The organism is Mesorhizobium sp. LSHC412B00 (assembly GCF_000503035.1).
In the GTDB taxonomy this organism is placed as follows: Bacteria; Pseudomonadota; Alphaproteobacteria; order Rhizobiales; family Rhizobiaceae; genus Mesorhizobium.
Map to the genome: position 1 here is coordinate 222,577 of NZ_AYWB01000005.1, position 12,124 is coordinate 234,700.

Below are 12,124 nucleotides of genomic sequence, written 5' to 3' on the forward strand. Positions count from 1 at the left end.
CTGCGCCCCGATCCTAGAGATCGTGTAGCCATGCCTTGTGAACCAGGCTTGCCTTGGGCATATTTCCTGTGAAATAGATTCACAGATGGCCAGACCCGATATCAACCGTTCCGGCGAGATCGAAGTGTTCGTCCGCGTCGTCGAGGCGGGCAGCTTCTCGGCTGCGGCTCGTTCGCTGCGTATGACACCGTCGGCGGTGAGCAAGCTGATCGCGCGACTGGAGGCAAGGCTCGGCGCGCGGCTGGTCACCCGCACCACGCGCAAGCTGCAGCTGACGCCGGAAGGGACGGCGTTCTATGACAGCGGGGTGCGCATCCTGGCCGATATGGCGGCGGCCGAGCGCGAGGCCGCCGTGGGTGCCGCGCCGCGCGGACGGCTGCGCGTCAACTGCTATGTGCCCTTCGGGGTGCATCGGCTGATCCCGCTGCTGCCTGATTTCCTCGGACGCTACCCCGGGATTTCGGTCGATCTGGTGCTGACCGACAGCGTCATCGATCTGATGGCTGAACGTGCCGACGTCGCCATCCGCGCCGGGCCGCTCGGCGAGTCGCGGCTGGTGGCGCGCAAGCTCGGGCAAAGCCGGATGACAGTCGTTGCCGCACCGTCCTATCTCAAGGCGCATGGCACGCCGCTGGTTCCAGCAGATCTCGACCGGCACAATCGCATGGCTTTCGGCTTTGTCCGGCATGTCGATGGCTGGTCGTTTGTCGATGCAACCGGGAACGCCGTCATGGTGCCGATCACCGGAAACACGCTGGTCGGCGATGGCGAGTCGATGCGGTTGATGGCGGTCGGCGGCGCCGGCATCGCCCGGCTGGCACACTGGCATGTGGCCGATGACATCGCGGCGGGGCGGCTGACGGCGCTGCTGGAGGATTTCAATCCGGGCGACGAGGAGCCTACCCACGCCGTCTATGTCGGCCAAGGCCGGCATTTGCCCGCACGGGTGCGGGCGTTTCTCGACTTTCTGGTCGAGAGCGTGCGGATGAGCTGAAAAGACCTTGGGGAGCCAGATGACCCCCCAAGCATCAGGCGACAGCGGTGACTATTTCTTCGGGGTGAACGGCGCCGGGCGGCGACCGGCGCCCTGACGCTCCAGCATCCAGCCGGGATATTCGGCCGGCAGCGCGCTGACCTCATCCAGTCTGGCGAGATCGTCGGCGTCGAGCTTCACCTCGGCCGCGGCAAGGTTCTGCTCGAGCTGCTCCATGCGGCTGGCGCCGATGATGACGCTCATGACGAAAGGTTTGGCCAGGACATAGCCGAGCGCCACCGTGGCGACGCTGACGCCGTGCTTTTTGGCGATGTCGCGCATGACGGCGACGGCTGCCCAGGCGCGGTCCTCATTGACCGGCGGGAAGTTGAAGGCGGCGCGGCGGCCCTCGCCATTGCCGGGCGCGCCGGGGCCGTATTTGCCCGACAGCAGGCCGCCGGCCATTGGCGACCAGACCATCAGGCCGAGCTTTTCCTCGTTGATGAGCGGCACGATCTCGCGCTCGAGGTCGCGGCCGGCGATCGAGTAATAGGACTGGATGGTCTCGAAGCGGGAAAATCCCTTGCGCTCGGCAACGCCCAGCGCCTTGGCGATGCGCCAGGCCGCCCAGTTGGAGACGCCGACATAGCGGACCTTACCGCTGGCAACGAGATCGTCGAGCGCCCGCAGCGTCTCGTCGACTGGCGTCACGGTGTCGGTGCCGTGCAGCTGGTAGAGATCGATATGGTCTAGCTGCAGCCGCTCCAGGCTGCCCTCGACCGAATCCATGATGTGGCCGCGCGAAGAGCCGCGCTCGTTCGGGCCCTGGCCCATGGCGCCATGCACCTTGGTGGCAATGACGACGTCCGAGCGTTTGACGCCAAGATCCTTGAGCGACTGGCCAAGCAGGCGTTCGGACTGGCCGAATGAATAGACGTCGGCCGTGTCGAAGAAATTGACGCCGGCGGCGATGGAACGGCCGACGATGCCGTTGACGCCCTTCTGGTCGAGGCTGGCGATGAGGCCCCATTGGGCATTCTCGCCGGCGACGCCGAAGGTCATGGTGCCGAGGCAGAGTTCGGAGACGAACATCCCCGTATTTCCGAGTTGATTGTAGCGCATGGTGGCGGCTCCAGAAGATTTGGTGATGACGCCAATCAAATAGGAACGGTCCGTTTCGTTTCCAGTCGTGGCGTAATCGACCGGATGCATCTGGCCCCATAGAACTCGTCAACCGTGGCGAGATGCGCGAGGCGATGTTTGTGTCGAAAATCTATCAGAATTCCACGGGTCGGATCATCGTCTCTGAGCGGCGGTTGACCTCCTCGACGAAATCGTCGTCCCATGCGGGACCGGAGAGGAGATATTCCGCAAGCGAAGGCTTTGCGCCGATCAGTTGGTCATAGTCATCAGGAGACAACACGACGGCAGCTGGCTTTCCGCGCAAGGTGATGGTTTGCGGCCCTTCTTCGCGCGCCTGTCGCACAAGCTTCGAAAGATTGTTTCTTGCGTCCCTGAGGTGCCAGTCCAAGAAGAATAGTCCTCGCTAACTCGGCCGGATGAGCTCGATACAAGCTCGAAAAATCGGGGATCGACAGGTGTCTCGCGAAGCCGACGACTACCGGGTGCCAAAAATCGCCGAGCCGACGCGGACGCTGGTGGCGCCGAAGGCGATCGCTGTCTCGTAGTCGCCGGACATGCCCATCGACAGTTTGGCGACGCCGGCCTCCTTGCCGAGCTTTTCCAGCAGGGCGAAATGCGGGCCGGGGTTTTCATGCGCCGGCGGAATGCACATCAGGCCTTCGATGGCGAGGCCGTGGACATCGCGGCAGCGGGCAACGAAGGCAACGGCGTCGCGCGGCTCGATGCCGGCCTTTTGCGGCTCCGAGCCGGTATTGACCTGGACATAGAGTTTTGGTGCACGGCCTTGCCTAGCGATCTCCTTGGCGAGTTCGGCGGCGATCTTCTCGCGGTCGACGGTCTCGATGACGTCGGCGAGCGCGACGGCTTCCTTCGCCTTGTTCGACTGCAGCGGGCCGATCAGATGCAGCTCGATGTCGGGGAATTCAGTTTTCAGCGCCGGCCATTTGCCTTGCGCCTCCTGCACCCGGTTTTCGCCAAAGACGCGCTGGCCGGCCTCGATGACCGGGCGGATGGCGTCGGCCTCAAAAGTCTTCGACACAGCAACCAGCGTCACGGAGCCGGCGTCGCGGCCGGCCTCGCGCTCGGCGGCAGCGATCCTCGTCCTGACGGCGAAAAACTGTTCGACGGCGCTCGCCATGCCTATATCCTGCCTGTCTTTCTAGCCCTCGCCGGCTCACCGCAGTTGACGGGTCCGGCAATCCATGGTGAACACCGCCACGACATTTACCTTGGCCACCGGGCCTTGTCCGGCGGTCTGCGCCTGCTTTTAAGTGAAAATCATCCGATGGCAACCGAACGATACAATCCGCGCGCGTCAGAGCCCAAATGGCAGAAGGCCTGGGCCGAAAAGAAGCTGTTCGAAGCGCATAACGACGATCCGAAGCCGAAATACTACGTGCTGGAGATGTTCCCCTATCCCTCGGGGAAGATCCATATCGGCCACACCCGCAACTACACGATGGGCGATGTGGTGGCGCGCTACAAGCGGGCCAAGGGTTTCAACGTGCTGCATCCGATGGGCTGGGACGCGTTCGGCATGCCGGCCGAAAATGCGGCGATGCAGAACAAGGTCCATCCCAAGGAATGGACCTACGCCAACATCGCCGCCATGCGCGAGCAGCTCAAGATGATGGGCCTGTCGCTGGACTGGTCGCGCGAGTTCGCCACCTGCGACGTCGACTATTACCACCGCCAGCAGATGCTGTTTCTCGATTTCGTCGAGAAAGGGCTGGTGACGCGCAAATCCTCCAAGGTCAACTGGGACCCGGAGGACATGACCGTTCTCGCCAACGAGCAGGTCATCGACGGCCGTGGCTGGCGTTCGGGCGCGCTGGTCGAACAGCGTGAGCTGACGCAGTGGTTCTTCAAGATCACCGATTACGCGCAGGACCTGCTGGACTCGCTGGACGGCCTCAGCGAATGGCCGGAAAAGGTCAAGCTGATGCAGCAGAACTGGATCGGCCGCTCGGAAGGGCTGCTGATCCGCTGGCCGTTGGCCGCCCCGATGGGTGATGCGCATGAGCTGGAAGTCTACACCACCAGGCCCGACACCATCTTCGGCGCCTCTTTCATGGCGGTCGCCGCCGACCATCCGCTGGCCAGGAAGGCCGCCGAGAACAATGTCGAGCTGGCCAAGTTCATCGACGAGGTCCGTCACATGGGCACCTCGGTGGCTGCGCTTGAGACGGCCGAGAAGAAAGGCTTCGACACCGGCATCCGCGTCGTCCATCCGTTCGATGACTCGTGGACGCTGCCGGTCTATGTCGCCAATTTCGTGCTGATGGAATACGGCGCCGGCGCCATATTCGGCTGCCCGTCCGGCGACCAGCGCGACCTCGACTTCGCCAACAAATACGGCCTGCCGGTGATCCCGGTGGTGATGCCCGAAGATGCCGACGCCAAGACCTTCCAGGTCACGGAAGAGGCCTATGTCGACGATGGCGTGATGATCAATTCGCGCTTTCTCGACGGCATGAAGCCGGAGCAGGCGTTCGACGAGGTCGCGAAACTGCTGGAGCAGAAGACCATCGGCGGCCGGCCGATGGCCGTGCGCAAGGTCAACTTCCGCCTGCGCGACTGGGGCATTTCGCGGCAACGTTATTGGGGTTGTCCGATCCCGATGATCCATTGCGAGGATTGCGGCGTGGTGCCGGTGCCGAAAGCCGACCTGCCGGTCAAGCTGCCCGACGACATCGAGTTCGACCGTCCCGGCAATCCGCTCGACCGTCACCCGACCTGGCGGCATGTGAAATGCCCGCAATGCGGCAAGGATGCGCGGCGTGAGACCGACACGATGGACACGTTCGTCGATTCGTCGTGGTATTTTGCGCGCTTCACCGCGCCCTGGGCCAATGAGCCGACCGAGCCGAAGGCTGCCGATGACTGGCTGGCAGTCGACCAGTATATTGGCGGCATCGAGCACGCGATCCTGCATCTGCTCTATTCGCGCTTCTTCACCCGCGCCATGCGCGCAACCGGTCATCTCGACCTCGCCGAGCCATTCAAGGGCCTGTTCACGCAAGGCATGGTGGTGCACGAGACCTACCGCGTCGGCGGTGCGTCGAACAATGGCCGCTGGCTGTCGCCAGCTGAGGTCAGGATCGAGGATGCCGGCGGCACGCGCCGCGCCATCGAGATCGCTACCGGCGAAGAGGCAGCGATCGGCTCGCTCGAAAAGATGTCGAAGTCGAAGAAGAACACGGTGAGCCCGGAAGACATCACCGACGGCTACGGCGCCGACACCGCACGCTGGTTCATGCTGTCGGATTCGCCGCCCGAGCGCGACGTCGAATGGACAGACGATGGCGCCGCCGGCGCGCATCGCTTCATCCAGCGCGTCTGGCGCCTGGTGTCGATTGCCGCCGAGACGCTCGACGGCGTCAAACCGCAGGCGGCCAAGGATGGCGAGGCGGGTACCGTTTCCAAGGCCGCGCACAAGATCCTGAAGGCCATCGGCGAGGACATCGAGAAGCTCGGCTTCAACCGCGCCATCGCCCGCATCTACGAACTGGCCAATGCCTTGAACACGCCGCTCAACGACGTCGGCGAGGGCAAGGCCGATGCGGCGCTCAAAGGCGCCTGCCGCGAGGCGGTGGAGATCCTGGTGCATGTGGTCGCGCCGGTCATGCCGCATCTGGCCGAGGAGTGCTGGCACACGCTGGGCGGCACTGATCTGGTCGCCGAACGGCCTTGGCCGGTCTACGACCCGGCGCTGGTCGTCGACAACGAGGTTGTGCTGCCGGTCCAGGTCAACGGCAAGATGCGCGGCTATTTGACAATTGCCCGCGACGCGGACCAAGGTGCGGTCGAAAAAGCGGTTCTGGCTCTCGACTTCGTGCAGAAAGCGCTGGAAGGTAAGGCGCCCCGCAAGGTGATCATCGTGCCGCAGAGGATCGTCAATGTCGTTGTTTGACTTCAGAAGGATGGGGCCTGATCTGGAAAAGACGGCGCGCTTGCTGCGCCGCGCAGCGCTGTACGGTATGGTCGCTTCGATGGCGCTGGTTTCGGCCTGTACGGTCAGGCCGCTCTATTCCAGCGCGCCGTTGACGGCCGGCTCGACGCTCAGCGCTTCAGCGGAACTGGCGTCGGTCGCGGTCAAGCCGGTCAAGACCCGCTACGCCCAGCAGGTCCGCAACAATCTGATATTTGCCTTTGGTCAAGGCGCCGGCGAGCCGCCGGCGCCGGTCTACATGCTCGATCTCGGCGTCACCGAACTGGTCGAATCGGCCGCGGTGGTGCAGATCCAGACCGACGAAGACGAGCCGACGGCAGGCACGGTGACGCTAACTGCAAGCTATGTGCTCACCGATGCCAAGACCGGTGTGGTCATCGCCACCGGCAAGCGCTCGATCCCGTCATCCTTCGACAAGCCGACGCAGGAGTTCGCTTCCTACCGGGCGCAGCTCGACGCCGAGAACCGCGCCGCGCGTGAACTGGCTGAAATGGTGAGCCTGTCGGTCGCCCAGGACTTGGTCAGGCACGGCAAGAAGGCCTGAGCATTCCCTGGCGCTGCCAACTAGACTTTTAGCAGTCCGCAACAAAAAGGCCGGTTTCCCGGCCTTTTTTCGTTTGTATCGAACCGATCTCAGCCGATCTTCTGGCCGGTCTTGGCCCAGTCGGCAGCGAACTGATCCAGGCCCTTGTCGGTCAACGGGTGCTTGACCAGCGCCTTCAGCGTCGCGGCCGGCGCGGTAACGACATCGGCGCCGATCAGGGCTGCCTGCTTGACGTGGTTCACGGTGCGAACCGATGCGACGAGGATCTCGGTGTCGAAATCGTAATTGTCGTAGATCTGCCGGATCTCCTGGATCAGCTCCATGCCGTCCGCGCCGGTATCGTCGACGCGGCCGACGAAGGGCGAGATGAACGAGGCGCCGGCCTTGGCCGCCAGCAGCGCCTGGTTGGCCGAGAAGCACAGCGTTACATTGACCATGCGGTTCATCTCGGTGCGGATCGTCTTGCAGGCGCGCAGGCCGTCGAGCGTCAGCGGCACCTTGATGCAGACATTGTCGGCGATCTTGGCCAGGATGTTGGCCTCGGCCATCATGTCCTTGTATTCGACCGCAACTACCTCGGCCGAAACCGGGCCCTTGACGATGTCGCAGATCTGCTTGGTGACCTCGGCGATCTTGCCGCCGGATTTCAGGATCAGCGAGGGATTGGTGGTCACGCCGTCGAGCAGCCCCAGGTCGTTCAGTTCCTTGATGTCCTTGATGTCAGCGGTGTCGACAAAAAATTTCATGGGGGTCTCCTGAAAGATTTCCATGTGCATGCCATGCACATTCGGGGTTGCCCTTTGATCTAGACCAAAGTCGGGGCAAGGTCACGCCCGATGATCGAAGATTCGCCCTTTGTCGCAGCCGCGCCGGTGCTGGTGCCGATGCCCGCCGAACGGCCCTACACCTACGCTGTGCCCGCCGGCATGCGCGTGGTGCCGGGCTCGATCGTGCGCGTGCCGCTCGGTCCGCGCCAGGTTGCCGGCATCGTCTGGGATGGTGCGGTCGAGAATATCGACGCCAAAAAGCTGCGCCCGATCGAACAGGTCTTCGACTGCCCGCCGATCGACCGCGGCATGCGCCGCTTTGTCGACTGGCTGGCGCAGTACACGCTGTCGCCGCCCGGCATGGTGGCGCGCATGCTGTTGCGCGCGCCGGAGGCGTTCGATCCAGAACCGTGGATCGAGGGCCTGCAGCGAACCCTCGTCATGCCGGACCGGATGACGGAAGCCAGGACGCGCGTGCTGGAGACGGCGGAAGGGGGGCTTGCCTGGACGCGATCCGGCCTGGCGCACGCGGCGGGCGTGTCGTCGACGGTGGTCGAGGGGCTCAAGGCGCAAGGCGTGTTCGAGACGGTGATGATCCCGCCTCGACCGGTGGTCGCCGCGCCCGATCCCTCCTACGCCATGCCGGAGCTGATGCCGGACCAGGCAGACGCGGCCGCCATGCTGCGCGCCAATGTCGCGGCCGCTGCTTTCAACGTCACGCTGCTCGACGGCGTCACCGGCTCGGGCAAGACGGAAGTTTATTTCGAGGCGGTGGCGGCAGCCCTCGACCAGGGCAAGCAGGTGTTGATCCTTTTGCCGGAGATCGCGCTGACGCATGCCTTCCTCGAACGCTTTCAGCAGCGCTTCGGCGCCAAGCCGGCGGAATGGCATTCCGACCTGCCGCCCCGAATGCGCGAAAAGGTCTGGCGACAGGTGGCGGAAGGCGGCGTGCGCGTCGTCGCCGGCGCACGCTCGGCGCTGTTCCTGCCGTTCCGCGAGCTCGGGCTGATCGTCGTCGACGAGGAGCACGACCCTGCCTACAAGCAGGAGGACCGTGTCTTCTACAATGCCCGCGACATGGCGGTGGTGCGCGGCCATATCGGCGGCTTCCCGGTGGTGCTGGCGTCGGCGACACCGTCGGTCGAAAGCCGGGTCAATGCGGGCCAAGGTAAATACGATAGAGCGGTTCTCTCTGCCCGCTTCGCGGAGGCGGCGCTTCCGCATCTCAAATCGATCGACATGCGCCGCGCGCCGCCGGCGCGCGGGGGGTTTCTGTCGCCGCTGCTGATCGGTGAGATGCAACGTACACTGGAGAAGAAGGAACAGTCGCTGCTGTTCCTCAACCGGCGCGGCTACGCGCCGCTGACGCTGTGCCGTGTCTGCGGCCACCGCTTCGGCTGCCCGGTTTGTTCGGCCTGGCTGGTCGAGCACCGCTTTCGCGGCCAACTCGTCTGCCATCATTGCGGGCACAATGAGAAGCGGCCGGAGGCTTGTCCGGAATGCGGCACGCTCGACCATCTGGTCGCCTGCGGGCCTGGCGTCGAGCGGATAGCTGAAGAAGTCGTGGCGCATTTCCCCGACGCGCGCACGATCGTCCTGTCATCCGATTTGATGGGCGGGGTGCGCCGGCTGCGGCTGGAGCTCGAGGCCATCGCCAATGGCGAGGCCGACATCGTCATCGGCACGCAACTGGTCGCCAAGGGCCATAACTTTCCCAACATGACGCTGGTCGGCGTCGTCGATGCCGATCTCGGCCTCGCCAATGGCGATCCGCGCGCCGCTGAGCGCACCTTCCAATTGCTCAGCCAGGTGACTGGACGCGCCGGCCGCACCGGCAAGAAGAGCCTCGGCCTGCTGCAGACTTTCCAGCCGGACCATCCGGTGATGCGGGCGATCGTCTCGGGCGATGCCGAGGCCTTTTACGAACGCGAGATCACTGAGCGCGAACGGGCAGCCCTGCCGCCCTTCGGCAGGCTTGCCGGCGTCATCGTCAGTGCGGTGACGCGGGCCGAGGCCGAAGGCCACGCGCGCGGCCTGCGCCGTGCAGCACCCCAGGCCAGCGACCTGTTCGTGCTCGGTCCGGCCGAGGCGCCGCTGTCGCTGCTCGGTGGGCGCCATCGTTTCCGTTTGCTGATCCAGGGTGAAAAGCGCGCCGACATCCAAGGCTTCATCCGCACCATGCTGGCCGAAGGGCCGAAGCAGCGCGGCTCGGTCCGCGTGCAGGTCGACATCGATCCGCAGAGCTTCTTGTAAGCACAAAGGCTGACGCCGCCGCCGGCCGCCCGTAAGCCGTTTGTCAAGAAAACTCAGCATCTTAGTGCCGGCTAAAATGCGCGCCATTCATGTACCCGGCTCCCATCCGTTCGCGGACTAATCCTGATTTGAAAAGCCACAAAATAAATGTTGACTCGTTTTATCATGAATTATAACTGGGCCTTTCCGCTCTGGCGCTGGGGACCAGGGCATGGATGGGGACAGCATGCGCAGATTTTTCAGTACGCTTCTTTGGTCATCGGCTTTGGGTTCGTCGATTATGGCAGGCGCGGCATTTGCCCAGGAAGCCGCTCCGACGGACCAGCAGGGAGCCACCGTGCTCGATCAGATCCTGGTCACCGGCCGCAATGAAAGGTCCATTTCCAGCGTTGCCCAGTCGGTCCAGGTCGTGGAACGGCAACAGGTCGAGGAAGCCGCGCAGGAAAATATCGACGCCGCGACCCTGATCAGCCGCATCGTCCCCGGCTACGCGCCACGCAACCAGACCATTTCCGGCGCTTCGGAAACCTTCCGCGGGCGCAGTCTTCTCATCATGGTCGACGGTGTGCCGCGCAACACACCGCTGCGGGACGTCTCACGCATCCTGTCGATGATCGACCTGAATTCGGTCGAGCGCATCGAAGTCATCAATGGCGCGTCCAGCCTTTATGGCGCCGGCGCCACCGGCGGCACGATCAACTTCATCACCAAGCGCGGCGACAGCGACAAGCCGAAGGTGACGGTGCGCACCGGCGTCACCGCCTTCACCGAAAACCCCGGCAAGTCGGCCGGGCCAAGCACCAGTGTCTCGGTCGAGGGCAAGAAAGGCGATTTCGACTATTTCTTCTCGGCGTCCGGTGATCTGTCGCGCCGCACCTATGACGGCCACGGCAACGAGATGGCTTCCGACGCCATGCTTGGGCAAGGCGGCGGCGACCGCACCGGCACGGGCAATCTCTTCGGCGTGGCCGGCTACCAGTTCGATTCCAGGCGCTTCGAGGCCAGCGTCGACTGGACCTATGCCAACCAGAAGCCGGACTGGTTCACCGATTACACGACCAATCCCGTCTCCCCGGATTTCGGCGATCCCTATGAAGGCAAGCCGCTGAAGGAAGATTCGAAATATCTGACCGCCAAATACACCGACAGCGACTTCGCGCTCGGAAACCTCGAGGTCAAGGCGTTCTACAACGACATCTTCAAGCAGTCGCCCTTTACCAAATTCTCGGCCGTCAACAGCCAGGTGTATTTACCGACGAACCCGACGCGGCCGGTGATCCTGCCGCCGGGTACGGACCCGACCGCCGACTTCAACCAGACGGCGCTGCAATCGCGGCGCAGCGGCGTCAACCTGACCGTCAACACGCCGATGGACTTTATCACTCAGGGCAGCACGCTGACCTGGGGCGCCGACTACGTCTTCGATGCCACCGATCAGCAGCTGACCAACGGTCAGGACGCCATCTCGCCCACGACCCAGAACTCGGTTGCCTTGTTTGCGCAAGGCGAAATTCCGGTGACGGATCGCTTTCGCATCAGCGGCGGCGCGCGCTACGACCAGTTTTATCTCAATGTTGAAGACTTCACCCGGCCTGCCGCTGCCGTTCTGCTCGGCCGCAACATTATCGGCCTGCCGGCGATCCGGGTGACCGGCGGCTCGTTCGACTACGACGCCGTCACCTTCAACGCCGGCGCCGTCTACGATCTGACCGAAAGGATGCAGCTTTTCGGCAATTTCTCGCAAGGCTACAGCCTGACCGACATTGGCGGCTTCACCCGCCGGGCCGGGTTGAACTCCAACGCCGAAACCTGCGACGCCTATGGCACCGCCATCCGGCCGCTGCTGCCGTGCACCAACGCGCCGGATTACGCGATCAGCTATGCCGATATCGCGCCTGAACCCCAGCTGGTGAACACCTGGGAAGCCGGTCTGCGCGGCGATTGGGGCGACTATCGCGGCGGCGTCAGCACCTATCTGTCGACCTCGGACAACGGCGTCAGCTACGACATCGTCAACAACCGGGTATCGCAGCAGAAGGAACGTATCTGGGGCGTCGAAGCCAATCTCGAGGCAGACCTCAGCGGCATGTTCACGCTGGGCGGATCGGTCGGCTATGTCGAAGGCAAATACGACGCGGATCGCGACGGCCACATCGAAGCGAACGAGTATCTGCCGAACAACCGTGTCCCCTCGACCTACAAGGGCCTGGTCTATCTCACCACCCGTTTCGAGAACGAGCTGACCCTGCGCAGCGAGTTGGAGCTGTTTTCCGGACGCGACCGCATCGCCACCCAGGAACTGGACGGTGCAGCACTGGTCAATCTCGCCGTCTCGAAGACGTTCGGCAATGAAAGCGTGCTGAACCTTGCCGTGCGCAATGTGTTCGACACCTACTACATCAACCCTTCCGCATCGGCGACCCGCGGCGCCGACGTTCCGGGTCTGGGACGTTCGGTTGCGTTGTCCTACCAGATCACATTCTGAGGGGCGG

The 12,124-nt window shown here is 63.7% G+C and carries 9 protein-coding genes; 5 read left to right on the top strand and 4 right to left on the bottom strand.

Translation table 11 applies throughout. From position 1 onward, the window contains the following. The first annotated feature begins 85 nt into the window (after window positions 1–85). Window positions 86–994, top strand: coding sequence for a LysR family transcriptional regulator (locus X757_RS152635; protein WP_023726122.1), 909 nt, complete (start codon window positions 86–88; stop codon window positions 992–994). 51 nt (window positions 995–1,045) lie between these two features. Here X757_RS152635 and X757_RS152630 read toward each other — a convergent pair whose 3' ends face one another. From X757_RS152630 to X757_RS152620, 3 genes are all read right to left on the bottom strand, one after another. Then, the gene (locus tag X757_RS152630; RefSeq protein ID WP_023726123.1) at window positions 1,046–2,095 is read right to left on the bottom strand and encodes an aldo/keto reductase; all 1,050 of its coding nucleotides are present in this window, start codon (window positions 2,093–2,095) and stop codon (window positions 1,046–1,048) included. A 154-nt stretch (window positions 2,096–2,249) separates the two neighbouring features. After that, a complete protein-coding gene (locus X757_RS152625; RefSeq protein ID WP_023700209.1) occupies window positions 2,250–2,504 on the bottom strand; it encodes a type II toxin-antitoxin system Phd/YefM family antitoxin in 255 nt (84 codons plus the stop codon). An 87-nt stretch (window positions 2,505–2,591) separates the two neighbouring features. Beyond that, window positions 2,592–3,254, bottom strand: a complete 663-nt coding sequence (locus X757_RS152620) for a YggS family pyridoxal phosphate-dependent enzyme (RefSeq protein ID WP_023726124.1) — start codon at window positions 3,252–3,254, stop codon at window positions 2,592–2,594. A gap of 147 nt (window positions 3,255–3,401) precedes the next feature. Between X757_RS152620 and leuS the strand changes: the two genes are divergently transcribed. Both leuS and lptE read left to right on the top strand, forming a co-directional pair. Beyond that, window positions 3,402–6,029: a leucine--tRNA ligase gene (gene leuS, locus X757_RS152615; RefSeq protein ID WP_023726125.1), complete on the top strand. Its 2,628-nt coding sequence runs from the start codon at window positions 3,402–3,404 to the stop codon at window positions 6,027–6,029. Next, a complete protein-coding gene (gene lptE / locus X757_RS152610; protein WP_023726126.1) occupies window positions 6,016–6,612 on the top strand; it encodes an LPS assembly lipoprotein LptE in 597 nt (198 codons plus the stop codon). Before leuS ends, lptE begins: the two co-directional genes overlap by 14 nt. A gap of 89 nt (window positions 6,613–6,701) precedes the next feature. Here lptE and fsa read toward each other — a convergent pair whose 3' ends face one another. Further along, a complete protein-coding gene (gene fsa / locus X757_RS152605; protein ID WP_023688874.1) occupies window positions 6,702–7,358 on the bottom strand; it encodes a fructose-6-phosphate aldolase in 657 nt (218 codons plus the stop codon). A gap of 90 nt (window positions 7,359–7,448) precedes the next feature. On the opposite strand from fsa, the gene X757_RS152600 reads away from it, so the two are divergent. Continuing rightward, a complete protein-coding gene (locus tag X757_RS152600; RefSeq protein ID WP_023726127.1) occupies window positions 7,449–9,632 on the top strand; it encodes a primosomal protein N' in 2,184 nt (727 codons plus the stop codon). Window positions 9,633–9,912: 280 nt separating this feature from the next. After that, window positions 9,913–12,117 (top strand): TonB-dependent receptor, encoded by a 2,205-nt coding sequence (locus X757_RS152595; protein WP_050593933.1) that lies wholly within the window; start codon window positions 9,913–9,915, stop codon window positions 12,115–12,117. Window positions 12,118–12,124: the final 7 nt, after the last annotated feature.

Bases quoted from the DNA above. Each gene is read 5' to 3' on its own strand.
- fsa (WP_023688874.1), bottom strand. From the start codon at position 7,358: ATGAAATTTTTTGTCGACACCGCTGACATCAAGGACATCAAGGAACTG.
- lptE (WP_023726126.1), top strand. From the start codon at position 6,016: ATGTCGTTGTTTGACTTCAGAAGGATGGGGCCTGATCTGGAAAAGACG.
- X757_RS152635 (WP_023726122.1), top strand. From the start codon at position 86: ATGGCCAGACCCGATATCAACCGTTCCGGCGAGATCGAAGTGTTCGTC.
- X757_RS152620 (WP_023726124.1), bottom strand. From the start codon at position 3,254: ATGGCGAGCGCCGTCGAACAGTTTTTCGCCGTCAGGACGAGGATCGCT.
- X757_RS152595 (WP_050593933.1), top strand. From the start codon at position 9,913: ATGGCAGGCGCGGCATTTGCCCAGGAAGCCGCTCCGACGGACCAGCAG.
- X757_RS152630 (WP_023726123.1), bottom strand. From the start codon at position 2,095: ATGCGCTACAATCAACTCGGAAATACGGGGATGTTCGTCTCCGAACTC.
- leuS (WP_023726125.1), top strand. From the start codon at position 3,402: ATGGCAACCGAACGATACAATCCGCGCGCGTCAGAGCCCAAATGGCAG.
- X757_RS152600 (WP_023726127.1), top strand. From the start codon at position 7,449: ATGATCGAAGATTCGCCCTTTGTCGCAGCCGCGCCGGTGCTGGTGCCG.